The sequence below is a fragment of the Pseudomonas sp. WC1 genome (genome assembly GCF_050586565.1).
Lineage (GTDB): Bacteria > Pseudomonadota > Gammaproteobacteria > Pseudomonadales > Pseudomonadaceae > Aquipseudomonas.
The window spans coordinates 43,524-66,065 of sequence record NZ_JBOBDQ010000019.1 but is presented as its reverse complement, the minus strand read 5'-3'; the positions used below and the strand labels follow the sequence as shown (position 1 = coordinate 66,065).

General features: G+C 66.1%; 19 protein-coding genes and 2 pseudogenes. 16 read left to right on the top strand and 5 right to left on the bottom strand.

All coding sequences use genetic code 11. The features are described from left to right. The first annotated feature begins 585 nt into the window (after positions 1–585). The 15 genes from ACQ4OD_RS11370 to ACQ4OD_RS11300 all read left to right on the top strand — a co-directional run bounded on the left by ACQ4OD_RS11370 (position 586) and on the right by ACQ4OD_RS11300 (position 17,856). Positions 586–1,410, top strand: coding sequence for an ABC transporter permease (locus ACQ4OD_RS11370; RefSeq protein WP_198755409.1), 825 nt, complete (start codon positions 586–588; stop codon positions 1,408–1,410). A 2-nt stretch (positions 1,411–1,412) separates the two neighbouring features. Continuing rightward, positions 1,413–2,174 carry an ABC transporter ATP-binding protein gene (locus ACQ4OD_RS11365; RefSeq protein ID WP_430944315.1) on the top strand — a complete coding sequence of 254 codons (762 nt, stop codon included), beginning with the start codon at positions 1,413–1,415 and terminating at the stop codon, positions 2,172–2,174. Further along, positions 2,171–3,361: an acyl-CoA dehydrogenase family protein gene (locus tag ACQ4OD_RS11360; protein WP_198755410.1), complete on the top strand. Its 1,191-nt coding sequence runs from the start codon at positions 2,171–2,173 to the stop codon at positions 3,359–3,361. Before ACQ4OD_RS11365 ends, ACQ4OD_RS11360 begins: the two co-directional genes overlap by 4 nt. Next, positions 3,358–4,302: an NAD(P)-dependent oxidoreductase gene (locus ACQ4OD_RS11355; RefSeq protein WP_430944314.1), complete on the top strand. Its 945-nt coding sequence runs from the start codon at positions 3,358–3,360 to the stop codon at positions 4,300–4,302. The genes ACQ4OD_RS11360 and ACQ4OD_RS11355 overlap by 4 nt, the downstream gene beginning before the upstream one ends. Next, on the top strand, positions 4,299–5,117 hold the full coding sequence (locus ACQ4OD_RS11350) for a class II aldolase/adducin family protein (RefSeq protein ID WP_198755412.1): 819 nt from the start codon (positions 4,299–4,301) through the stop codon (positions 5,115–5,117). Before ACQ4OD_RS11355 ends, ACQ4OD_RS11350 begins: the two co-directional genes overlap by 4 nt. Positions 5,118–5,132: 15 nt before the next feature. After that, positions 5,133–6,089: an ABC transporter substrate-binding protein gene (locus ACQ4OD_RS11345; protein WP_430944313.1), complete on the top strand. Its 957-nt coding sequence runs from the start codon at positions 5,133–5,135 to the stop codon at positions 6,087–6,089. 45 nt (positions 6,090–6,134) lie between these two features. Further along, entirely contained in the window at positions 6,135–7,361 is a 1,227-nt protein-coding gene (locus ACQ4OD_RS11340) for a dipeptidase (protein ID WP_430944312.1), read from the top strand. Between the two features lie 185 nt (positions 7,362–7,546). Further along, on the top strand, positions 7,547–9,103 hold the full coding sequence (locus tag ACQ4OD_RS11335; protein WP_430944311.1) for a flavin monoamine oxidase family protein: 1,557 nt from the start codon (positions 7,547–7,549) through the stop codon (positions 9,101–9,103). Between the two features lie 93 nt (positions 9,104–9,196). Continuing rightward, on the top strand, positions 9,197–9,691 hold the full coding sequence (locus tag ACQ4OD_RS11330) for a RidA family protein (protein ID WP_198755415.1): 495 nt from the start codon (positions 9,197–9,199) through the stop codon (positions 9,689–9,691). A 56-nt stretch (positions 9,692–9,747) separates the two neighbouring features. Beyond that, the gene (locus ACQ4OD_RS11325) at positions 9,748–12,198 is read left to right on the top strand and encodes a TonB-dependent receptor plug domain-containing protein (RefSeq protein WP_430944310.1); all 2,451 of its coding nucleotides are present in this window, start codon (positions 9,748–9,750) and stop codon (positions 12,196–12,198) included. Next, positions 12,198–13,148, top strand: a complete 951-nt coding sequence (locus tag ACQ4OD_RS11320; protein WP_198755417.1) for an aliphatic sulfonate ABC transporter substrate-binding protein — start codon at positions 12,198–12,200, stop codon at positions 13,146–13,148. Before ACQ4OD_RS11325 ends, ACQ4OD_RS11320 begins: the two co-directional genes overlap by 1 nt. 234 nt (positions 13,149–13,382) lie before the next feature. Further along, positions 13,383–14,159 (top strand): 2OG-Fe(II) oxygenase, encoded by a 777-nt coding sequence (locus ACQ4OD_RS11315; protein ID WP_430944309.1) that lies wholly within the window; start codon positions 13,383–13,385, stop codon positions 14,157–14,159. Between the two features lie 5 nt (positions 14,160–14,164). Next, positions 14,165–14,914, top strand: a complete 750-nt coding sequence (locus ACQ4OD_RS11310) for a tRNA-dependent cyclodipeptide synthase (protein WP_198755418.1) — start codon at positions 14,165–14,167, stop codon at positions 14,912–14,914. 70 nt (positions 14,915–14,984) lie between these two features. Continuing rightward, entirely contained in the window at positions 14,985–16,529 is a 1,545-nt protein-coding gene (locus ACQ4OD_RS11305; RefSeq protein WP_430944308.1) for an MFS transporter, read from the top strand. Beyond that, positions 16,516–17,856 (top strand): LLM class flavin-dependent oxidoreductase, encoded by a 1,341-nt coding sequence (locus tag ACQ4OD_RS11300; protein WP_430944307.1) that lies wholly within the window; start codon positions 16,516–16,518, stop codon positions 17,854–17,856. The genes ACQ4OD_RS11305 and ACQ4OD_RS11300 overlap by 14 nt, the downstream gene beginning before the upstream one ends. A gap of 154 nt (positions 17,857–18,010) precedes the next feature. Here ACQ4OD_RS11300 and ACQ4OD_RS11295 read toward each other — a convergent pair. From ACQ4OD_RS11295 to ACQ4OD_RS11285, 3 genes and pseudogenes are all read right to left on the bottom strand, one after another. Then, positions 18,011–18,197: pseudogene (locus ACQ4OD_RS11295) on the bottom strand (hypothetical protein); the annotation flags it as partial. A 70-nt stretch (positions 18,198–18,267) separates the two neighbouring features. Continuing rightward, positions 18,268–19,254, bottom strand: a complete 987-nt coding sequence (locus ACQ4OD_RS11290) for an RHS repeat-associated core domain-containing protein (protein ID WP_430944306.1) — start codon at positions 19,252–19,254, stop codon at positions 18,268–18,270. A gap of 111 nt (positions 19,255–19,365) precedes the next feature. Beyond that, positions 19,366–19,527 carry a hypothetical protein gene (locus ACQ4OD_RS11285; protein ID WP_277504162.1) on the bottom strand — a complete coding sequence of 54 codons (162 nt, stop codon included), beginning with the start codon at positions 19,525–19,527 and terminating at the stop codon, positions 19,366–19,368. Positions 19,528–19,666: 139 nt separating this feature from the next. On the opposite strand from ACQ4OD_RS11285, the pseudogene ACQ4OD_RS11280 reads away from it, so the two are divergent. After that, a pseudogene (locus ACQ4OD_RS11280) lies at positions 19,667–20,005 on the top strand (maltotransferase domain-containing protein); the annotation flags it as partial. Positions 20,006–20,146: 141 nt separating this feature from the next. Here the strand turns inward: ACQ4OD_RS11280 and ACQ4OD_RS11275 are convergent. Both ACQ4OD_RS11275 and ACQ4OD_RS11270 read right to left on the bottom strand, forming a co-directional pair. Continuing rightward, positions 20,147–21,061, bottom strand: coding sequence for a fatty acid desaturase family protein (locus ACQ4OD_RS11275; protein ID WP_232967935.1), 915 nt, complete (start codon positions 21,059–21,061; stop codon positions 20,147–20,149). A gap of 88 nt (positions 21,062–21,149) precedes the next feature. Continuing rightward, positions 21,150–22,217: a GNAT family N-acetyltransferase gene (locus ACQ4OD_RS11270; protein ID WP_430944305.1), complete on the bottom strand. Its 1,068-nt coding sequence runs from the start codon at positions 22,215–22,217 to the stop codon at positions 21,150–21,152. Between the last annotated feature and the right edge of the window lie 325 nt (positions 22,218–22,542).

Here is a 22,542-nt window from a genome sequence, read left to right as displayed (position 1 = left end):
TTGGGCGGTTGTTTTTTGGCTTTTGATCGCGTTTAGGTGAAGAGGTGCCTGGCGATAGCCTTGTAGCGCCTATGAAATCGAGCGCCGCCCGCGCGGCGCATCGCTGGCAAGCCAGCCCCCACATCTATTTCGGGCCAGTTATGCCTGCGCTGCCGCGGCTGTACGCCTTGTGGGTACGACACGGTCTCAGCGTGGGCACCACTGGCGTCCCACTTGTCTCAAGACATGCACCAAAGCGGACAGCGACAACTTCACAGGACAGACTGGCCCGAAACAGATGTGGGAGCTGGCTTGCCAGCGATGCGCCGCGCGGGCGGCGCTCGATCTCAAGTGCGCTGCAAGAGTAGCGGCGGACACCTGTCGGCCATCACCCGAATCAGAAACCCTGCATCCTAAACTCAAAAATATAATTTATATAACAACTATCAATAAATGCATTTTTTGTATATTAGGTTAGAAGCAGATCGAATTTCACGGCACTTTTTAAGATCGATAGCATAAGAATCAAGCCACACACCGGCGGGCTTGATCGACACTCCCGCCGCGGCCAGCAATCAATGGATCGGCCTTGAGCGAGGAGATGGAATGTCCCGGCAAAGCAACACACCTGTCCCCGCCACGGCCCTGCTGACCCTGTTGCGCTGGCAGGGTTGGCGTAACCTTGGCCTGCGCCTGATCAGCCCGTTGCTGTTGCTGGTGGCGTGGGAACTTGCCTCGCGCAGCGGCCTGTTGCCGCCGCGAATCATCGCCGCGCCCAGCGCCATCGGCGACACCCTCTGGCAGATGATCGTCAGCGGCGAGCTGGCCGGGCATTTGTGGGTATCCCTCAAGCGTGCCCTGAGCGGCCTGGCCATCGGGGTCAGCGTGGGCACTCTGCTGGCGTTGCTCGCAGGCCTTTCGCGGCGTGGCGAACTCGCCATCGACTCGCCGGTGCAGATGCTGCGCACCTTGCCGTTCCTGGCCATCGTGCCGCTGTTCATCCTCTGGTTCGGCGTGGGCGAAACGCCCAAGATCGCCCTGATTGCCCTGGGCACCACCTTCCCGGTGTACCTCACCCTGTTTTCCGGCATCCGTGGCGTCGACCCCAAGCTGGTGGAGGCCGGGCAGCTGTTCGGCCTGGGGCGCCTGGGGCTGGTCTGGCACGTGATCCTGCCCGGCGCGCTGCCGGCGTTCTTCGTCGGCCTGCGCTACGCCTTCGGCATCAGTTGGCTAGGCCTGGTGGTGGTCGAGCAGATCAACGCCAGCGCCGGGCTGGGCTATCTGGTCAACGACGCCCGCGATTTCATGCGCACCGACGTCATCGTCATCTGCCTGATCGTCTACAGCGTGTTGGGCCTGTCCATCGACGCCCTCGTGCGCTTGCTCGAACGCCTGGCCCTGGCCTGGCGCCCCACCTTCATAAGGAACTGATCATGGAAGTCGCACTGCAACGCTTGCGCCCACCGGTGCGGGTGCGCGGGCTCACGCGCAGGTTCCAGGGCCACACGGTGCTCGATGGCCTGGACCTGGACCTGGCGCCCGGCGAGTTCGTCGCCTTGCTCGGTCGTAGCGGCTCGGGCAAGACCACCTTGCTGCGGGCGCTGGCCGGCCTGGACCGGATGGAGGCGGGCACGCTTGAGGTGCCCGGCGTGCATGCGGCGGTGTTCCAGGAGCCGCGGCTGATGCCCTGGAAGCGGGCCTGGCGCAATGTCCTCCTGGGCCTGAGGGGCGCCGAGCCAAAAGCGCGTGCCCTGGCCGCGCTGCGTGAGGTGGGTCTGGCGCACCGCACCGAGGCCTGGCCGGGGACCCTGTCCGGTGGCGAGGCCCAGCGCGTGGCCCTGGCCCGGGCGCTGGTGCGCGAGCCGCAATTGCTGCTGCTCGACGAGCCGTTCGCCGCGCTGGACGCCTTGACGCGCATGCGCATGCACCAGTTGATCCTTGAACTGTGGCGCACCCATCAGCCATCGGTGCTGCTGGTCACTCACGACGTCGACGAAGCCCTGCTGCTGGCCGACCGAGTTGTGGTGCTGGACGCCGGGCGCATCGCCGAGCAGATCCCGATTCGCCTGCCGCGCCACCGCGAGGTGGCCAGCCGTGGCTTCCAGGCGCTGCGCCAACACCTGCTGGCCCTGCTCGGCGTCGAAGCGCCTGCGCCCAGCCATGCCCATACCCTCGCACGGACCGCCCAACGATGAGCCTCGACTTGGATACCGCCGCCAAGGCGGCCGACCTCGATTCCCCGGCCTTCGCCGACTTGCTGGCCCGCCTGAGCGACGAATTCGCCGCCAGCGCCGCCGAGCACGATCGCCAGGGCAGCTTCCCCCACGCCAACCTGCGGCGCCTGCATGAACATGGCCTGCTGGCACTGACTGTGCCGCGCCGCCTGGGTGGCAGCGAAGCCACGCTGGCCCAGGCCCGGCGGGTAATCGCCGCCGTGGCGCGGGGCGAGCCGTCCACTGCCCTGGTGCTGGTGATGCAGTACCTGCAGCACGCGCGCCTGCAACAGAACCAGGCTTGGCCCGAGCACCTGCGCCTGCGCCTGGCCCGCGAGGCGGTGGCGGACGGCGCGCTGGTCAACGCCCTGCGCGTGGAGCCGGAACTGGGTACCCCGGCCCGGGGCGGCCTGCCGGCCACCGTCGCCCGGCGGGTGGCCGAGGGCTGGCGGATCAACGGGCGCAAGATCTACTCCACCGGCATCCCCGGCCTGACCTGGCTGGCAGTATGGGCGCGCAGCGACGAGGAAGAGCCTCGGGTCGGCACCTGGCTGGTGCATCGCGACACACCGGGCATCCGCATCGAGGAAACCTGGGACCACCTGGGCATGCGTGCCACCTGCAGCCACGACGTAATCTTCGATGATGTGCTGGTGCCCGCCGAGCACGCCGTGGACATCCTCCCGGCGCGCCAGCCACGCCCGTCCGAACTCGATCACAACGGCGTGCTGTGGCTGGCCGTGCTGCTGTCGAGCATCTACGACGGCGTCGCCCGTGCCGCCCGCGACTGGCTGGTGGGCTGGCTGGCCGGGCGCACTCCGGCCAATCTCGGCGCGCCGCTGTCGAGCCTGCCACGTTTTCAGGAACTGGTGGGGCGCATCGACGCCTTGCTGCTGTCCAACCGGGTCCTGCTCGACGCCGCCGCCGAAGGGCGCATCCCGGCGAGCGAGGCCACCCAGGTCAAGTACCTGGTCACCACCCAGGCCATCAGCGCGGTCGAATTGGCCGTCGAAGCGATCGGCAACCCGGCGCTGGCCCGGGGCAACCCGCTTGAGCGGCATTACCGCGATGTGCTGTGCAGCCGTATCCACACCCCGCAGAACGACGCGGTGCTCGGCGCCGCCGGCCGCGCGGCGTTTGCCTTGCCCAGCCGTGGCGGCCAGGCATGAGCGGCGTGCGCATCGCCAGTCAGCTGGACGCGCAGTTCAACGCGTTGCTGGCCGCCGCCGTGCCAGGCGTGGAAATCCTGGCGCTGCCCAGGGGCGTGCCCCATGGGCTGCCGGACGATGTTCGGGTCCTGCTGGCCGCGCCCGACCCTGGCCTGCGTGACGCCGTTGCGCCGCCCTCGGGCTGGCCGTTCGGGCTCGGTTTCGTGCAACTGGTCAGCTCCGGCATCGACTACTTTCCCGGTTGGTTGCTCGAGCCGGTGCCTGTGGCCAGTGCTCGCGGGGTGACGGCGGACAGCCTGGCCGAATTCGCCCTGGCGGCGATGTTCGCCGCCGCCAAGCAACTGCCGCAGTTGTGGATCGACGAGCCTGGGCAATGGCAGCCACGTCCGCTGGCCTCGCTGGCCGGCAGCACCTTGGGTATCTACGGTTTCGGGCGGATCGGCCAGGCCCTGACGCGCAAGGCCCTGGCCCTGGACATCGAGGTGATCGCCCTGCGGCGTTCGGCCAGGCCGTTCGAGGTGGCCGGCGTACGGGGCGTGGCCAGCGTCGAGGAACTGTTCGCCCGCGCCGATCACCTGGTACTGGCGGCACCGGCCGACCCGTCGACCCTGCATGTCGTCGATCGCCGTAGCCTCGCCCACGCCAAGCCCGGTCTGCACCTGATCAATATCGCGCGTGGCAGCCTGGTGGACCAGGACGCCTTGCTCGATGCCCTGGACAGCGGCCAGGTGGCCCTGGCCAGCCTCGATGTCACCGAGCCCGAGCCGTTGCCGGCCGGGCACCGGCTGTACGGCCATCCCAAGGTCCGGCTGAGCCCCCATACCTCGGCCAATACGCCGCAGGTATACCGCAACCTCGCCGCGCTGCTGGCGCGCAACCTCGATCATTTGCGCAGCGGACGACCGCTGGAGAACCTGCTGGCCCAAGGAGAGACCGCATGAGCGCCAGGCTGAGCCGCCTACCCACCGCCTATTCACTACCCCGCGACGGCCACACCGTGCATCGCTGGCAGGACCCGCCCCAGCAACCGACCCTCGAGGCCGAGCGACTGTTGCGCAAGCAGCGCCTGGCCGGCTCGTTCCGCCTGTTCGCCCGGCATGGTTTCGACATGGGCGGTGCAGGCCATATCACTGTGCGCGACCCGCAATACCCCGATCACTTCTGGGTCAATCCGGTGGGCGTGTACTTCGGCCATATCCGCGTCAGCGACCTGCTGCTGGTCAACCCGCGCGGCGAGATCGTTGAAGGGCAGGGGGCGTTGAACCTGGCCGCGTTCGCCATCCACGCGGCGCTGCACGAGGCGCGCCCGGACGTGGTGGCCGCCGCCCATGCCCACTCGCTGCATGGCAAGGCCTGGTCGAGCCTGGGACGCTTGCTCGACCCGCTGACCCAGGACGCCTGCGCCTTTCATGGCAAGCACGCGCTGTTCGACAACTTCACCGGGGTGGTGCTGGAGGCCAGCGAGGGCGCGCGCATCGCCGCCACGCTGGGGCCGGACAAGGTCGCGCTGATCTTGCAGAACCATGGCCTGTTGACCGTCGGGCGCACAGTGGAAGCGGCGGTGTGGCGCTTCATCGCCCTGGACAACGCCGCCCACGCGCAACTACTGGCCGAGGCCGCCGGCACGCCACGGCCGATCCCGGCGGCGGTGGCCGAGCACACTGCGCGCCAGGTCGGTACCGAGTTCGGCGGCTGGTTCAGCTTCCAGCCGTATTGGGACCGCCTGCTGCGCGACGAACCTGACTTTCTCGACTGAGTGCAAGGAGGCGCCATGAATCGCCGTCGTTTTCTGCAGTACAGCGCCCTGGGCGGGCTCGCCTGCGCGCTGCCCGGTGTCTTTGCCCGCGACTGGCAAGGGCTGACCCTGGGCGTGGCCACCTACAAGGGCGCCGCGCCGACCTTCTTCGAACAGGCCGGCATCGAGCGCCCACCGTATGGCGTGAAATACGCCGAGTTCAATGGCGGCAACCTCGGTTTCGAGGCGCTGGTCAGCGGTACCCTGGACCTGGCGCCGATGAGCGAGATCCCGCCGATCTTCGGTATCCGCAACCAGGCGCCGGTCAGGCTCATCGCCGTGCTGACCGGTGATGTCAACAACCAGGCCTTCATCGTGCCCAGGGGGTCGACGATGCAATCGCTGGCCGAGCTGCCGGGCAAGCGGGTCGGGTACATCCGCTCGACGTCGTCGCACTACCTGCTGCTGCGCGCCCTCAAGGACCTGGGCCTGACCCTGGCGGACATCCAGCCCCTGGCGCTGACGCCCCAGGATGGCTTCGCCGCGTTCCAGAACGGCAACCTGGATGTCTGGGTGACCTTTGGCTACTTCATCCAGCTGGCCGAGCTGCGCAGCGGTGCGCGGGTGCTGCGCACCGGGCAGGGCTACCTGTCGGGCAATTACGTGATCGCCGCCAACCGACGGGCGATCGAGGATCCGCTCAAGCGCGCGGCGATTGAGGACTATGTACGCCGCGAGTACCGCAGCTGGCAATGGGTGCAGCACCACCCCGAGGCGTGGGCGGCGCGATGCGAGCAGGTGCTGGGCATCCCCCGGGAAGTGTTCATTGCCCAGTACAAGGCCCAGAGCGGGCCGCGGGTGCTGCAGGCGGTGGACGATGCCGCGGTGCATTCGCAGCAGGACGTGGCCGACACCTTCCACGCCGCCGGCGTACTGCCCCAGCGCCTGGACGTGGCGCCGTTGTGGGATCGCAGTTTCAGCTGGACCGAGTGATTCACGCGATCCCCCGCAGGGCCGCGCCTGGCAAAAAGGACTCCCATGCCTCCCTCAACTCGATACGCCTGGCTGCCACTGGCACTGGCCTGCAGCGCCGCGCTGGCCGATGTCGCGCCCTCGACCCGCGCCCTGCATGAGCGCCTGATCGTGCTCGACAGCCACCTGGACACGCCCATGCAACTGGCCCGGCCCGGCTGGGACATCGGGCAGCGCCACCGCTATGCCGACGATCTGTCCCAGGTCGACCTGCCGCGCATGCGCGACGGTGGCCTGGACGGCGGATTCTTCGCCATCTTCACCCCCCAGGGTCCGCTCACGCCCGAGGGACGCACCCTGGCCAGCGAACATGGCCTGGCGGTAATCACCCGGATCCGCGACATGGTCGCCGCCCGGCGGGACGCGTTCGCCCTGGCCACGCGGGCGCAGGAGGTGCCGGCGATCGTTGCCTCAGGGCGGCGGGTGGTGCTGATCAGCATGGAAAACGCCGAACCGCTGGCGGCCGACCCCGGCCGGCTGGCCACCTACCACCGTCTGGGCCTGCGCATGCTGGGCCTGGTGCATGCGCAGAACAACGATTTCGCCGATTCGGCCACTGCCTTGCCGCACTGGCATGGGCTGAGCCCGGCCGGCCGCGAGCTGGTGCAGGCGGCCAACCGCCTAGGGATCCTGATCGATGTGTCCCATGCCTCCGATGCGGTGTTCGATCAGGTGCTGGCGTTGTCCCGTGCCCCGGTGATCGCCTCGCATTCCGGCGCCCGGGCCATCGGCCCGCATCCGCGCAATCTCGATGACGAACGATTGCGCCAGCTTGCTGCCGGGGGCGGGGTGGTGCAGGTCAATACCTATGCCAGCGACCTGGGGCCGCGTGCGCCGAATCCCGCGCGGGACAAGGCCCTGGCACCGCTGTACCGGGAGTTCCGCCTGGCGGCCAGCCTGCCGCCCGCGCAGGTGGCGGACCTGGCCCGGCGCATCCGCGAGGTCGAGGCCCGGTATCCGTTGCCGGCAACCAGCCTGGACGACTTCATGGCGCATCTGCTGCACATCCTTGACGTAGTCGGGCCACGGCATGTCGGCATCGGCGCGGATTGGGATGGCGGCGGCGGGGTGACGGGACTGCGCGATGTCAGCGATTTGCCGGAGATCACTGCGCGGTTGTTGGCGGCGGGGTACCACGAACGGGACCTCGCGGATATCTGGGGAGGGAACCTGTTGCGAGTGATGGGAGAGGCGCAGACCGCTGCTGCTGCGAGCTCAGGTGTTTCAAAATAATTATGCGTTTTGTGCAGCATGCAAAGCTTAAGACATTACACATTTTAATATTTGCATATGCTCAAAATGTATTTCTCTTATCCCATCCCGCTCTCTAGGATGGCTCCACATAGAGCGTTTTCGTAGCTTGATAACATCAAGCCATAACTGAAAGCGATAACCGTGGACCAGGGAGAGTGCCCGCGATGCCATTGACCAGACGACAGCTCATTGCCCGTATCGGTGTGGTCGGTGGCCTGCAGGCTGCCACGGCGGCTCTGGGCCTGTTTGGCACCCCGGGGTCGGCACGGGCCGGCCAGGAGAACTATGCCGCGTTGCCACTGACCCGTGTAGGGCAGGGCGCCACTGTCACCGTGGTCGGTGCCGGCATCGGCGGCCTGGTGGCTGCCTACGAGCTGCGCAAGGCCGGTTTCGCCGTCACCCTGCTGGAGGCCCGCGAACGGGTTGGCGGGCGCAACTGGACCGTGCGCCAGGGGGATCGGGTCGCGTTCACCGATGGCAGCGTGCAGACCGTCGCGTTCGACGAGGATTTCTACCTCAACGCCGGCCCCGGCCGACTGCCCAGCCATCACCAGTTGATGCTCGGCTATTGCCGCGAGCTGGGAGTGGCGCTTGAGGTCCTGGTCAACACCAGCCGCAACGCGCTGGTGCGTCCCGACCTCGACCAGCCGCCAATGCAGATCCGCCAGGCAGTCAACGACAGCCGTGGGCACCTGGCCGAACTGCTGGCCAAGGCCGTCGACCGCCAGGCCCTGGACCAGGAACTGAGCCTGGACGACCGGCGCAACCTGCTGGGTTTCCTGCGCACCTGGGGCGACCTGTCGGAGAAACTCGAGTACCTGGGCTCGGCGCGCTCGGGCTACAAGGTCTGGCCCGGGGCCGGCGACCAGCAGGCCCTGCGCAACGACCCGCTGCCCCTGCGCACCTTGCTCAACCCGGCCCTGGGCACGGCACTGATGATCGACGAGTACCCGGAGTTCTCGCCGACCATGTTCCAGCCGGTGGGCGGCATGGACCGTATTCCCCAGGCCTTCCAGCGCCACCTGCAGGATGTTCTGCGCCTGGGGGCCGAGGTGGGCTCGATCCGCAATTTCGAGGATCGGGTGGAGATCGGTTACCAGCAGCAGGGTCAGCCACAGCGCATCACCAGCGACTATGCGGTGATCGCCTTGCCGCTGCCGCTGCTGGCGAAGCTCGACAGCAACTTCAGCGCCCAGGTACGCCAGGCGATCGCCGCCGTGCAATTCGGCCATGCCAACAAGGTGGCCTGGCAGTCCCGCCGGTTCTGGGAGACCGACTACCAGATCTACGGTGGCCTGTCGTTCATCAATCAGGCGTCTTCCGGCCTGTGGTACCCCAGCGGTGGCTTCAACCAGGCCGAGGGCATTCTCGTCGCCGCCTACAACAACGGCGAAACCGCCCGCCAGTTCGCCGACAAGTCGGTCGCCGAGCAGATCGCCCTGTCGCGCCAGGCCGTGGAGCTGCTGCACCCTGGTCACGGCCACGAGCTGCGCAAGCCGTTGGTGGTGGACTGGGGGCGCATACCCCACAGCCTCGGGCCGTGGATCAGCCTCCCGCTGGCCGACGCTGACTACGACCTGCTCAACCAGGCTCAGGGGCGGGTGCACCTGACCAGCGATGCGCTGGCCCACAGCGGCATCGGCATCTGGCAGGAAACCGCCGCCAGCGCCGCCCGGCGGGTGGTGCGCAACCTGTGCGAGCGTGCCCAGGGCACCGCGTAGGCCCGGCAGACCGCCTGAGCAATACACACCGAAAACCATCTGCCAGGTAGCGGACCTCCGAGGCTGGCGCCTACACATCAGTGGAGCTTCGCCATGCCTTTCAAGCACACCCTTCTGGGGTTGGGGGTCCTGTTCGCCGCGGCCAGCCAGGCCGCCGATATCGAGCGCGTCCCCTCGACCTATCCCAACTCGCCGATCCTGCAGTCGGCGACCCTGCCGCCGGGCACGGCGCTGACCTTCGTCTCGGGCATCCTGCCCGACCCGGCCGACCCCAAGGCGGCCAAGGATGAACTACGCGCCAATGGCGACACCGAGGCGCAGACCGTGGCGGTGCTGCGCAAGGTCGAAGCCGCCCTGGCGCCGCGCGGGCTCGGCCTGGGCGATGTAGTGCAGCTGCGGGTGTACCTGGTGGGCGACCCGCGATTGCAGGGGCGCATGGACTTCGACGGCCTGCAGCGCGGCTTCCGCCAGTTCTTCGGCAGTGAGCGCCAGCCGTTGAAACCGACCCGCACCACGGTGCAGGTGGCCGGGCTGGTATTGCCCGGCGCCCTGATCGAAGTCGAGGCGGTCGCCGCCAAGGCCCGTTGAGCCCCCGAACCCGAGAGCGGCGGCCGGGCCATGGCCGCCACAAGGAATATCCGCAGATGCCCAAGACCTTCAAGCTTTCCCCCGTGGCCACCGCCCTGGCCCTGAGCCTGGCCGGCGAGGCCATCGCCGCCGAAGACCCGGCACTGTCCACCGTGGTGGTGACCGGCGTGCGCGGCAGCCAGCAGCGCACCGTGACCGACAGCCCGGTGCCGGTGGACGTGATCTCCGGCGAGCAACTGCGCACCAGCGGCCAGAACGGCCTCAAGGACATGCTCACGCGCCTGTTGCCCTCGTTCAACGCACCCACCATCAACGGTGGCGGCACCGCCTTCCTGGTGCGCGGCATCAGCATGCGCGGCCTGGGCGGCGACCAGGTGCTGATCCTGGTCAACGGCAAGCGCCGGCACAACACGGCGATGATCAACAACAACGCGCGTGTCGGCACGGCCGCGGTGCCGGTGGACCTGGACCTTATTCCCACCGCGGCGATCGAGCGCATCGAGGTGCTGCGCGACGGCGCGGCGGCGCAGTACGGCTCCGACGCCATCGCCGGGGTGATCAACATCATCCTCAAGCAGGACGCCGAGGGCATCACCTCCGACAGTTCCGTCGGGCAGTACTATGCCGGGGACGGCACCAGCGGCCATGAGGCGGCCAACGCCGGCTTCGGCCTGGGCGACGGCGGCTTTCTCAACCTGTCGTTCGACGCCAAGGTGCAGGAACCCTACGAACGCGCCGGCGCCGTGCGCGGCAACTTCACCACCCTGGCCAACGGCGAGCCCGACCCGCGCCTGAGCGAACGCCACGGCTGGGGCGAGGAATACGGCCTGGGCCGCGACCGCACCTACAGCGGCGCCTACAACCTGGAACTGCCCCTGGGCGAGGCACTGAAGCTGTACTCGTTCTCCACCCTCAGCTACCGCGACGGCAAGAAGGTCCTCGGCCACCGCGCGCCCACCGACATCACCGCGACCAACTGGCTGCCCAACGCGCCCTATCCGAAAGGCGGCCAGGCCACCCGCGAAGTGGAGGAGACCGACTACCAGTTGCTCGCCGGCCTCAAGGGCCTGGCCGCCAACTGGGATTGGGACCTGTCGACCACCTATGGCCGCGACAAGGCCAAGCTGTACATCGACAACAACCTCAACCTGTCCAACGACCCGTTGCTGAGCCAGCGTCGCTTTCACCTGACCGACGAGATCTTCGACCAGTGGACCACCAACCTGGACTTCAGCCGGGCCCTGGACATTGGTTGGAGCAGCCCGCTGGAAACCTCGTTCGGCGTCGAGTACCGCTGGGAGAAGTACCAACTCACCGAGGGCGAACCCAATTCCTACAACTATGGCGACTACGTCATCCCAAGCGGCCCGCTGGCCGGACGGCGTCCGGACCCCGGCCTGTTCTCGGTCAACGGCACCACGCCGGAGGATGCCGGGCAGATGATCCGCCATAGCGGTGCGGCCTACGTCGACTTTGGCCTCAACCTCACCCCGCAGTGGTACAGCGCCTTCGCCCTGCGCTACGAGCGCTACAACCAGGAGGTCGGCGAGACCGTCAGCGGCAAGTTCACCACCCGCTACGAGTTCGCTCCGGGTTATGCGGTGCGCGCGGCGGTGAGCAATGGCTTCCGTGCGCCGTCTCTGGCGCAGAACGTGTTCTCTTCGACCAGCTCGGTGACGATCTTTGGCGCCGGCGGCAGCACCAGTACCGCACGCACCAAGCAGATGCGCCCCGGCTCGCCCGAGGCCATTGCCCTCGGCGCCCAGACCCTGGAACCGGAGAAGTCGCGCAACTACAGCCTGGGCTTCACCGCCGAGCCCACCGAGCGCCTGCGCCTGACTGCCGACTTCTACCTGATCGACATCGACGACCGCATCCTGCAGACCGGCGTGCTCACCGGGCCCGCGGTGTCGCAAATCCTGGTGGCCAACGGCCTGTCGCCTGACTTGTCCGGGCAGTACTTCGCCAACGCCGCGGACACCCGCACCAAAGGCGTCGACCTGGTGGCCGAGTACCGCCAGCCGCTCGCCGAGTACGGCACCGTGCGCTGGAGCCTGGCCTACAACCGCAACAAGACCACCATCCGTGACCTGGCCGACACCCCGGCGAGCCTGTCGAGCCTCGGCGCAGGGTACGTGCTGTTCGACCGCCAGCAGCAGATCGACCTGACCAAGGCCACACCCAAGGACAAGTGGATCCTCAACAGCAACTACAAGGTCGACGACTGGACGCTGAACCTGACCCTGACCCGCTACGGCGAGTACACCGAAGGCTCGAACATCCCGGCCAACGACCGCACCTACAGCGCCAAGTGGATCACCGACATCGACGTGGCCTACGACCTCACCCAGAACATCACGGTGGCGCTGGGCGCCAACAACCTGTTCGACAAGTACCCGGACAAGATCGGCATCGTGCCCTGGGCCGGGACCTACGAGTACGGGATGTTCTCGCCCTATGGACTGGGTGGGGGATACTACTATGGCCGCGTGAGCCTGGCGTTCTGATGAGTCATTTATTCAGTGGGCGTCACATGCTGACGGGGTTGCTGTGCCTGGTGCTGGGGGGCGTTCACGCAGACGAAACCCTGCGCGTCTCCAGCCAGAAGAACTCGATGCAGGTGCTGCTGCAGGCCGCCGGCGAGCTCGACGATGTACCGTACCCCCTGGAGTTCGCCGCCTTCGGCGCCGCCGCACCCACCGCCGAGGCCCTGGCGGCCGGCGCGGTGGATATCGGTACCCTGGGCACCGCGCCGTTCGTGTTCGCCACTGCGGCCGGCGCCGGGCTCAAGACCGTCGGGGTGGTGCGCCTGCAGGTGACGCCCACGGCGGTGGCGATCGTCGTGCCCGAAGCGTCGCCATTGAGCGACGCGGCGTCGCTGGTGGGCCGGCGCATCACCACCACCCGTGGCTCCATCGGCCATTACCTGGCGCTGGCAGCGTTGCGCGCCACTGGCCACAGCGGCCGCGACGCCACGTTCGTGTTTCTCCAACCAGGCGAGTCACGCAGCCTGCTGGCCAACGGCGGCGCAGACGCCTGGGCCACCTGGGACCCGTACACCAGCATGGTCCAGCTCGAAGGCGGCACGCGGGTGCTGGTCAGCGGCGAAGGCTTGTTCGCCGGCAACATGCTGCTGGTGGCCAACCCTGCGACGATCCGCGACAAGCCGGCGCAACTGCGGGATTTCCTGCGCCGGGTTGGCCGCGCCTGGGACTGGGCCAACGCCCATGTCGAGGAGTTCTCGGCGATTCAGGCCCGCCAGAGCGGGCTGCCGCTGGAGGTGCACCTACGCTCGAACCGATTTTCACAGCCACGCCAAGTTGCGGTGGACGACGCGCTGGTCAGGGACTTGGCCGACACCGCCCGGCTGTACCAGGACGAGGGGGTGATCGGCCCGGGCTTCGTTGCCGAACAACAGGTGGACAAACAGTTCAATGAAGCACCGGAAGTTCAGTGAAAGTTATCCGCAGTACGTAACTTAAGTTGTAATTTTTATAATGTTCATGCGTATCTCTGATAATGGCTTAAGTTGTTCTGTAATATTTTGAAAAAAGTTTTGATGCTAGAGAAAAACGATATTTCACAAGTGCTTGCTGCTTGTTGAAGATGGCCTGGCGACCATCGGAAGTCGCCGGTTAGCCGCCATTCACAGGTGCAGTCAAACCGTTCAGGAATACGCGAGGGAGTGTTCATGCTGACGATTACCACGGTCGAGGAATTGACCGCCGCACAGTTAGACGATGTGATTCACGCCCGCACACTGGGCATCCTGATCAAAGGTTTCGCACCCGCCGACACCGTGGCCTTGGCCCTGGAGCGCCTGAGTCATCACGAGCTGCGTGGTGCCTTCAGCGAGCAGACCGAGTTCGTGCGCCTGGGCAAGGCCTACATCGAGATCAGGGACGAGGCCAGCCGAGCCGAGTACCACGGCCAGGCCATCGCCAATATTCGCAAGATCCGCAGCGCCTTCGGCCCGCTGGCATCGCCCATCGACCATCTGCGCCTGCTGCTCGACGAGGTCTGGCCCAAAGGGGCGCGGCTGCTGGATGTGAACGGGCGCAAGTGCTTCGTCGGCATCGCCCGCTTCCAGGGCAACAACGTCGACCTCACGCCGCATACCGATGACCTGGCCCGCAATGCCCCGGCCGACCACCAGCCGCGGCTGCTCACCCAGCTGTCGACCAACATCTACCTGCAGATCCCCGAGGACGGCGGCGAGCTGGAGATCTGGAACCTGCACCCCGACGAGGCCGAGTACGAACGCCTGCGTGGCCAGCGCGCCTACGGTATCGAGCGCCACCTGCTGCCGCCAGCGGACCTGGTGGTCAAGCCCGAGGCGGGTGACCTGATCTTTCTCAACCCGCGGTTGATCCACGCGGTGCGCCCCTCGGCCACCAGCACCCGGGTCACCCTCGGCGTATTCATCGGTTATTTCGGCGACGACCAGCCTTTGGCCTACTGGAGCTAAGCAACATGAGCAATGTGGAAGCGATCAACCTCAAAGCCTATTTCAACAAGGGCGGCGAAGCGCTGGACTTCACCGGCAAGCGCTGCGTGCTGGCAGTCAGCGTGGGCCAGGAATACCACGAGGAGCAGAAGCTCAGCTCCACCGTGCACCTGATCAACAAGTCCGGTTTCAGCCAGGTGAAGGTGGTGGTGGCCGACACCTTGCAGCGCCACAACAAGCACGGCAAGTCGCCGGGCGAGGCGCTGTCGGCGTCGATTCGCGATGGTGACGCGTGGCTGGCGCGCAACCGCAAGTACCTGGCCGGATTGGAGGCGCCGGTAAGCATCAGCCGCTGGAACCAGGAGCTGGCCTCGGACCGTTACGCCGAGCTGCGCCAGCAGGTGAACCAGCTTTATCGGGAAAGCGAGGAGCTGCGCGCCGCCATCGAAGCCACCATTGGCGTGTTCATCGAGCGTCTGCGAGTGCGTGACCCCGAGGCGGACCTGGAGCGCGCCGCCGCCCAGTGCCGCGAGTACATCCTCGAGGAAGTGCCGATCATCCTGCCGCAGTGGGCCGAGCAGGGGTACGACTACGTGATCTACCCGCAGCAGATGACCGACGCCATGGCGACCGCCCGGCGCCTGCTGGTCGAGCCTCACGCGCCAGACCGCGTGCACTGGCTGCCGCTGAAGTTCAAGAAACGCGGCATTCCGATTCCCTTCACCCTGCCAGGGGTGGTGCATCCGGCCTGGGCCGCCAGCGCCATTGCCATCTGACCTTTAGCCACGCAGGCCCCACGCCACACGGACGATGGCCTTCACACTGAAATCCGGAACAGGAGTTTCCATGGGCGTTTTTGCGCAACAGCAACGCAAATGGTGGGCTTTGCTCGGTGTGAGCATCGCCAGTTTTCTCGGCTGCGTCGACTTCACCATCGTCAACACCGCGCTGCCGGCGTTGCAGGCCGACCTCGGCGCCTCGGTGGGCAGCCTGCAATGGGTGATCAACGGCTTCATCCTGGCGTTGTCCAGCAGCATGGTGCTGGTGGGCAGGCTGGCCGACCTGAAAGGCCGCCGGCGGGTACTCAACCTCGGGCTCACGGTCTTCGGACTGGCCTCGCTGGCGGCAGGGCTGGCCAGCACCATCGATACGCTGGTGGCCGCGCGGATCGCCCAGGGCCTGGCCTGCGCGGTGCTGTACACCGCGTCGGGGGCGATCGTCGCGGCCACCTTCGCCAGCGAGGAACAGGGCAAGGCGTTCGGCGTGCTGTTCGGTGTCAATGGCATCGGCCTGGCGGCGGGGCCGGTGTTGGGCGGGCTGATTACCAGCGCCTTCGGCTGGCAATGGATCTTTCTGGTCAACGTGCCGTTCGTGTTGCTCAGCCTGGCGATCATCGCCGTGGCGGCGGACGAGTCGCGGGCCGGCGAGGACGGCGCACGGCTCGACTGGCTGGGGGCGGCGTTGCTGCTGCTGGGTTTGCCGAGCCTGGTGCTGGCCATCGTCCAGGGCGCCGACTGGGACTGGACCTCGGCCAGTACCCTGGGCCTGCTGGGGGTGGCGCTGCTTGCCCTGCTGGCCTTCGTCGCGGTCGAGTTGCGGGTCGAGGCGCCGATCATCGACTTGCGCCTGTTCGCCAACCGCCGCTTCGTCGCGGCGGTCACCGCCAGCTTCGGCCTGGCAGTGTTCTATTGCGTGGCATTTTTCGTGATGCCGTTGTACCTGGCGTTGATCCGTGGTGAGAGCGTGCAGACCAGCGGCCTGCTGTTGCTGCCGACCACGCTCGGCGTGGCGTTGCTGTCGCCGTGGGTGGGGCGCCTGGTGGACCGCAAGGGCCCGACATTGCTGGTGCAGGCCGGGTTACTGCTGTTCGTGCTGTCCGCCGTGCTGCAGGCGGCATTCGGCGAGCAGACTTCGTTGCTGCACCTGCTCGGCGCCTTCGCGGTGATGGGGCTGGGCTGGGCGTGCATCCTCGGGCCTTCGACGGTGCTGGGGATCTCTTCGGTACCGCAGCAGGTGAGCTCGGTGGCCATGGGGTCGCTGATGACCCTGCACAATGTCGGCGGTGGGCTCGGCCTGGCGGTCGGGGTGGGGCTGTACCGGGCGGTGGCGGCCGATACCTTGTCCGGCGCCACGGGCGTACCTGCGCAGACCGCTTGGCTGGCCAGGGCGGCGGCGGCGCCGGAGCAGGGCGCGGCCCTGCTGGGCGAGCACCTGGGGCAGGGCGGCGACGTCCTGCAGGGCTGGGTGCATGCCGCGTTTCTCGACGGCTACCAGGCGTTGATGGTGTTCCTCGCCGTCAGCCTGTTGCTGGTCTGGGGCACGGTGATCCTGCTGCTGCGCACGACAAAAGCACCTGCGCCTGCCCAGGAGCCCAGCCATGGCAAGGCGTGACGGCCGCCTGCGACTGGGGGCTTTTCTCTCCGGCGCCGGCGCCCACGCCGGCAGTTGGCGACACCCGCAGGCCGACGCCGATGCCTCGATCAACTTCGAGCGCTATCGACAGTACGCCCAGACCCTTGAGCGCGGATGTTTCGACGTGCTGTTCCTCAACGACAACGTCGCCGTCGGCGAGCTGGATCCACGGGTGCTGCGCAGCAGCGCCCACAGCCTGCGCTGGGACCCGCTGACCCTGCTGCCGGCACTGGCGGTGGTGACCCGCCACCTTGGCTTGATCGCCACCGCCAACACCAGCTTCAACGAGCCGTACAACATCGCCCGCACCTTCGCGTCCCTCGATCACCTGTCCGCTGGCCGCGCCGGCTGGAACCTGGTCACGGGATTGATCGGCGGCGAGAATTTCAACCACGCGGCGCACGTGTCCCATGCCGATCGCTATGCCCGTGCCGGGGAGTTCTTCGACGTGGTCACCGGGCTCTGGGACAGCTGGGCGGACGATGCCTTCCCGCTGGACAAGGCCTCCGGCACCTGGCTGGAGCCCGCGCGGATGCGGGTGCTCGACCACCAGGGCGAGCATTTTCGCGTGCGTGGCCCGTTGAATGCGCCACGGCCGTTGCAGGGCTGGCCGGTGATCGCCCAGGCCGGCTCCTCTGAAGCCGGAAGAGCGTTGGCGGCGCGCAGCGCCGAGCTGGTGTTCACCGCCCAGCAGACCTTGACCGAAGGCCGGGCATTCTACGCGGACATCCACCAGCGCCTGGCCGTGGCCGGTCGGCCGTCGCAATCATTGCTGGTGTTGCCGGGCCTGGCGCCCGTGGTGGGGCGCACGGCCAGCGAAGCGCAGGAGAAGCACGAGCAACTGCAGGCGCTGGTGGATCCGGAGGCGGCGCTCAAGGCACTGTCGTTCCTGCTGGATATCGGCATCGACCTGGAGCGGCTGCCACCCGATGCCCCGGTTGTGCTGCCGGCCCCGTTGCCAGTGACCGAACGGCACAAGAGCCGCCAGCAGCTGGTGGTGGACCTGATCCGCCGCGAACGGCCCACCGCCAGACAACTGCTGGCCAGGCTCGGCGCAGGCGGACACCGGCTGCTGGTGGGCACGCCCGGACAGATTGTCGAGGAGATGGCCTGCTGGTTCGAGGAAGGCGCGGCGGATGGCTTCAACCTGCTGTTTACCCATCTGCCGGGCGGGCTGGATGATTTTGTCGGGCAGGTGGTGCCGGAGTTGCAGCGGGTGGGCTTGTTCCGGCGCGAGTATGAGGGGCGTACGTTGCGGGAGAACCTGGGGTTGCGGTATGTGCCGAACCGGTATTTTTCGAACTGAGCGTGGCACCTGTGTGGGCTTGACCCGCGATGGCGCTAAAGCTATCGCGGGGCAAGCTGCTCGGGACTGTCAGATTTTCTGTGTGCGGGCCGGTAATGGCCTGCGTCAGGCAGGCCCTGACTCTCACCAGGTCGGCCTGATGAACCGATCTCCGTCGGGGAGAACGCCGGGTGCGCCAGGATGCGGCGCAGGAAGATAATGTTGGTCTTCAGCCCCCCAATGGCGAACTCATCAAGCATCGCCAGCAGTCGCAGGCGCGCCTGTTCGTGGTCCTGGCCCCAGGCGATCAGCTTGCCCAGCATCGGGTCGTAGAACGGCGATACCACGACGCCCTCGCTGACTAGCAGCTGGCGCATTTTGGAATCGGATTTCCATAGTGTGAGTAGGGTCGTGTTTTAGAAGTATTGAAGGCTAGCTAAGAAAGTTTCGTAACCGATCCATGAAGTCGCTGATGAAATTTCTCAATCCCTGCCCGAAACGAGGATAAAAGGTTATCGGTTCAGGGTTCGGGTGGGGTGCCGTACGAATTGTCATAGAGACGAGATTCCCCTGTGAGTCGAACGCATGACTGACTGGTACCTGTTTTTGGTAAGTAGTTACTGGCCTGTTGGCTAGCCGGGCTAGAACCAATCCTGGGGGCTTGACAGGATTGAAGTTATGATCCTCATACCAACTACCAGCATGGCAGCGAATGAGATGTATCGGTCCATTGGATAGTTCTATGTTTTCTCTCTTCATTTCTGCTAATAGCGCTTTGGGTTCGAACCCTCCAATTGTGCTGGTTCTAGGGCGCCCATGTCCGGCGATTACTGTCATGTTATCGGTGTTGTGAATTATAGTGATGGCCCTAGCCTTAGGCGTTTCGCCAGTCAACTCTCCAAGGTACCGCACCGAGCCATCAGTCTTCTGAAAAGGAATAATGTGCGGTTTTCGCCGATGCCCTGAAGGGTCGCTGAAATTTATTGGATCCCCGGATGCAAATGCGTAGCTGTTGATCCCCCCTAGATCGAAAGGGCTTTCACTGTCCGGGCTACAAAATCTCATCAGAGTTGGTACATAAGAGCGCTGCCCCTTGCCAAGTAAATAATGGAGAGTAGGTTCCTCGGGGCGCTCACCCTTGAAAGCGATCGGTAGCAGTTCCTCGCGTCCAGCTGTGCCATATACGCTGAACATGCTGGATTGGACCCTGGCCACATAAAATGTTCGCATGGGAGTGTGTTGCAAATCGCAGGCGGCAAGGTTGACGAAATTTTTATCGGCTGTAGTGACTAGCCAACCAACCGGTAAGCCACCGTGGCTTAAAATTGAAGTCTGACGTTCTTCCTCAAGAATCGTGGTGCGATTGTTATCAAGGTAAAAGAATCGCTTCACATGAAGCTTCCTGTCGACCATTGGCATACCCTGACTTCTCAATTAGTTTTCTTCGATAGGACATTTTTGCCGTAACTCATAATCACGGCATGTCGTGGGGCTATCAACTGGCAAATTTATCAGTTCTCCGGTCTATCCTTAGGCGTTCACCGGCGGCTCCAGGCTCGGCGGGTCGCCCACCGTAGGCGGCACGGTCGGCTTGATCGGCAGCTCGTCCGGGTCCTCCTCGGGCACCGGCGGCGGCAAGGTCGGATCGTCGATGTTCGGGTCGGGTGTCTCCGGTGGAATGGGAATGTTCATGGGCCTGGCCTCGCGGGATGAATGAAGAGGTGTCGCAGGATTTGACCGGGGCTTGCGCCCTGCGCTCATTCTTTTTGAACCCTCGCGCTTGCGCACGGCTCTGAACTCTTTCCGCCACCAGCCCAAGGGAGCATGGTCGATGTCTGGTAACGAGCCGTTCGAAAGCGTGCCCATGGCGGGCGATCACCCGGACCAGGCCCCCAGCCGGCGTTTGCACTGCGTGGTCATGCATTCGCCGGGCAACGACCTGTGGCTGGCCGACTTCACCCCCACCGAGCTGGGCCTGCACCTGTTCAGCATCGAGGCCTAGATCGGCCCCTGGGCCACCTATTGCCAAGAAATACAAATTGTTGCTGCACCCCGACGCCGCACGTCTGATGGGGAGGCCGAGCACCGCAGCTACCTCACCCGCAGTCGCGAATTCCCGCTGGACGTGGACCGCGAGGCGACCCAGTTTGCCAGCTGGTATGAGCTGTTCCTTCAGGTTCGCGCGCAGAGCGTGTTGGGGCTGCGAAGTGCCAGGCGGTAGCAGCGATCTTGAAATCGAGCGCCGCCCGCGCGGCGCATCGCGGGGCAAGCCCGCTCCCACGCAGCCCCGTGCTACTTCAGAGGGGGCAGCTCAACCCCGCTGATCGAAGAAATGCCCCATCAGCTGCAACAACGGCCGGCGTCGGTTCTTCACCGCGAACTCCCATTCATGCGTCTGCGACGGCGCATGGCCGAGCTCATGCTCGCCCAGCAGCTTCTGCACCTTGGCCAGGCGGTACCAGGGCACCGAGGGGAAGGCATGGTGGACGATGTGCAGGTTGAAGTTGAGGATCACGAAACGCGACCACAGCGGCAGGCTCTTGCAGTCGTGGGACACGCCGTCCTGCTCCCAGAACTGCAGGCGATCGGCATCGCGGGCGAGCAGCGGGGCCTCGGCGTGGTGCGGCAGGTTGAGCAGCTCGACCATGAAGAACAGGAACACCCAGGTGATCAGGTAGAACAGCACCAGGTCCAGCAGGTGCCCCAGGCTCCAGGCCAGCACGGCCGCCGCCAGGTAGCCGGCCAGGTACAGGCGGGCGAAGCGGATCTCCTTGAGGATCCGCGGCGAGCTGTCGCCCTTGGCCTTGGCGATGAAGGGCGCGCGCCAGTTGAGCAGGAAGTGGTTGGCGGCGATCATCGGGATCCAGTGCTTCCAGACGAACTCCAGGGTGCGCTCCTGCTTCTTGGTCATCACCGAGAAGCGCTCGATCATGCCGCGGTTCTCCGGATCGTTCAGCGGGTGCGCGGTCCAGGTGTGGTGGGCCATGTGGAAGCGCCGGCGGACCAAGAACGGCAGGGCGATCAGCCAGCCGTTGCAGTGGCCGATGAAGTCGTTGAACCGGCGGTTGGCCGAGGCGGCGCCGTGGGTCGCCTCGTGCATGATCAGGTAGAGCTGCACGGTGGCCAGACCGGCCAGCGCCAGGCCCAGCAACTGCAGGGCAGTGGAGTCGGCGAGCCAGAGGTTCCAGGCCACCGCCAGCAGCAGCAGGTCGGCAAACCACAACATCACGGTCCAGGGTTCCCGGGCACCGTCGGGGATCTGTTTTCTTACACTAAGCCATTGGTCCTTGGTCACTTGCTGAAACTCCGATCGGTTAGCTGGCGGCCCGGGAAGCCGGGGCCGCGGGTAGGCTGCAGAGGTTGTTGGCCAGGTGCGCGTAGGCCAGGTCGAAGCGGGCGATGTCATCATCGAAACCGTGGCTGCGCGGCGCCACGGCGAAGTCCTGGAACACCAGCTGGATGCAGTCGTAGCGGCTGCCGTTCTCCAGGTGCCAGGCCGGCAGGTAGGCGGTGATCGCAAAGCCCAGGCGGCGTAGGCTGGCCAACAGCTCCAGCTTGTCGGCCAGGATCACCAGGCCGACGTACTCGGCCTGGGAATATTGACGCAGCAGCGCGCCCAGCTCGGTCAGCACGGCGTGGGTCGAGGCATAGCGGCCGCACTGGCCCGACAGCATCAGCGCGGCGGCCTGCGGGTCGTGGCTGTAGCTGAGCTGGCCATGGCGTTCGGCGCCGATCGGGCCGCTGAGGTAGGTGTCCGGGTAGCTGCCGGGGGCAACGGCAAGCTGCAGGGCGGGGTAGAGCAGCCTGCGGATATAGTCGGCGGCGCGGGTGGTCACGTACCAGGGGGCGACGTGCGCAAAGCGGGCCTGGGGGACGGGGTGGATGGCGGTCAGGTGATACTCGCGCAGGCCATCGACCTTGTCCGGGCCACCGTCATGGCCCACCAGCACGGCGGGGCGGATCTTCTTCATGACGCCGTGGCTGGCGATGTTGCGGGTAATGTAGAAGCCCAGTTCCATGGGTGCTGGCCGGTGCGTCTCGAAACCGAGGCGGACCAGGCTGGAGATGGCGCCGGTCCTGCGCGCGTCAGGGTGAATCACACCGTGGCACACCTCCCACGACTGGTTCCACGGGCGGCGGGCGATGCAGCAGCAGCCGACCAGGTTACCCTCGGCCTCGGCGACGAACCACTGCTGTTGCCCGCTGCTCATCGAGTAGCGGATGTAGGACGAGCTCTGGCAGGGGTGGGTGGTCTGCCCATAGACCTGCTGGAACAGCGCGGCGAGGGATTCGATATCGGCGGGGTTGGCTGGGCGATAGCGTAGTGTTTCGGTTTCCGGCAACGGCGCAACGGCCGTTTGCGGTGAACGGGTCGCAGTCATGACGCACCTATTGTCTTTATTGAAGGCGAACGAAGGCAGTGACCGCCCAGGGCAGGTCACGGGTACGTGTCGTTTTTGGCGCTGCGGTCAGTGGCGAGGATGTCGTCGGTTGACGGCGGGGCTGGCGGGGGCGAGCAAAAGGCAAGGCAGGGCGGGTTTGAACGGAGCGTCATCCGTGAGCGTGGCCATTACGCAACTCCTGTACATGGCGGGGTTCTTGTCCGAGGCAAACAGAAATCCTTCCCGTTGCCAAGAAACCGACTATAGAGCCATGCCATGGGCTGTCAAACGCGCACGGAGGGTCGCCTGCGCGGTGGCCTGTGCG

What these genes read in the sequence shown, in the direction of transcription:
- ACQ4OD_RS11370 (WP_198755409.1), top strand. Translation starts at nt 586, where the DNA reads ATGTCCCGGCAAAGCAACACACCTGTCCCCGCCACGGCCCTGCTGACC.
- ACQ4OD_RS11365 (WP_430944315.1), top strand. Translation starts at nt 1,413, where the DNA reads ATGGAAGTCGCACTGCAACGCTTGCGCCCACCGGTGCGGGTGCGCGGG.
- ACQ4OD_RS11360 (WP_198755410.1), top strand. Translation starts at nt 2,171, where the DNA reads ATGAGCCTCGACTTGGATACCGCCGCCAAGGCGGCCGACCTCGATTCC.
- ACQ4OD_RS11355 (WP_430944314.1), top strand. Translation starts at nt 3,358, where the DNA reads ATGAGCGGCGTGCGCATCGCCAGTCAGCTGGACGCGCAGTTCAACGCG.
- ACQ4OD_RS11350 (WP_198755412.1), top strand. Translation starts at nt 4,299, where the DNA reads ATGAGCGCCAGGCTGAGCCGCCTACCCACCGCCTATTCACTACCCCGC.
- ACQ4OD_RS11345 (WP_430944313.1), top strand. Translation starts at nt 5,133, where the DNA reads ATGAATCGCCGTCGTTTTCTGCAGTACAGCGCCCTGGGCGGGCTCGCC.
- ACQ4OD_RS11340 (WP_430944312.1), top strand. Translation starts at nt 6,135, where the DNA reads ATGCCTCCCTCAACTCGATACGCCTGGCTGCCACTGGCACTGGCCTGC.
- ACQ4OD_RS11335 (WP_430944311.1), top strand. Translation starts at nt 7,547, where the DNA reads ATGCCATTGACCAGACGACAGCTCATTGCCCGTATCGGTGTGGTCGGT.
- ACQ4OD_RS11330 (WP_198755415.1), top strand. Translation starts at nt 9,197, where the DNA reads ATGCCTTTCAAGCACACCCTTCTGGGGTTGGGGGTCCTGTTCGCCGCG.
- ACQ4OD_RS11325 (WP_430944310.1), top strand. Translation starts at nt 9,748, where the DNA reads ATGCCCAAGACCTTCAAGCTTTCCCCCGTGGCCACCGCCCTGGCCCTG.
- ACQ4OD_RS11320 (WP_198755417.1), top strand. Translation starts at nt 12,198, where the DNA reads ATGAGTCATTTATTCAGTGGGCGTCACATGCTGACGGGGTTGCTGTGC.
- ACQ4OD_RS11315 (WP_430944309.1), top strand. Translation starts at nt 13,383, where the DNA reads ATGCTGACGATTACCACGGTCGAGGAATTGACCGCCGCACAGTTAGAC.
- ACQ4OD_RS11310 (WP_198755418.1), top strand. Translation starts at nt 14,165, where the DNA reads ATGAGCAATGTGGAAGCGATCAACCTCAAAGCCTATTTCAACAAGGGC.
- ACQ4OD_RS11305 (WP_430944308.1), top strand. Translation starts at nt 14,985, where the DNA reads ATGGGCGTTTTTGCGCAACAGCAACGCAAATGGTGGGCTTTGCTCGGT.
- ACQ4OD_RS11300 (WP_430944307.1), top strand. Translation starts at nt 16,516, where the DNA reads ATGGCAAGGCGTGACGGCCGCCTGCGACTGGGGGCTTTTCTCTCCGGC.
- ACQ4OD_RS11290 (WP_430944306.1), bottom strand. Translation starts at nt 19,254, where the DNA reads ATGCCAATGGTCGACAGGAAGCTTCATGTGAAGCGATTCTTTTACCTT.
- ACQ4OD_RS11285 (WP_277504162.1), bottom strand. Translation starts at nt 19,527, where the DNA reads ATGAACATTCCCATTCCACCGGAGACACCCGACCCGAACATCGACGAT.
- ACQ4OD_RS11275 (WP_232967935.1), bottom strand. Translation starts at nt 21,061, where the DNA reads ATGTTGTGGTTTGCCGACCTGCTGCTGCTGGCGGTGGCCTGGAACCTC.
- ACQ4OD_RS11270 (WP_430944305.1), bottom strand. Translation starts at nt 22,217, where the DNA reads ATGACTGCGACCCGTTCACCGCAAACGGCCGTTGCGCCGTTGCCGGAA.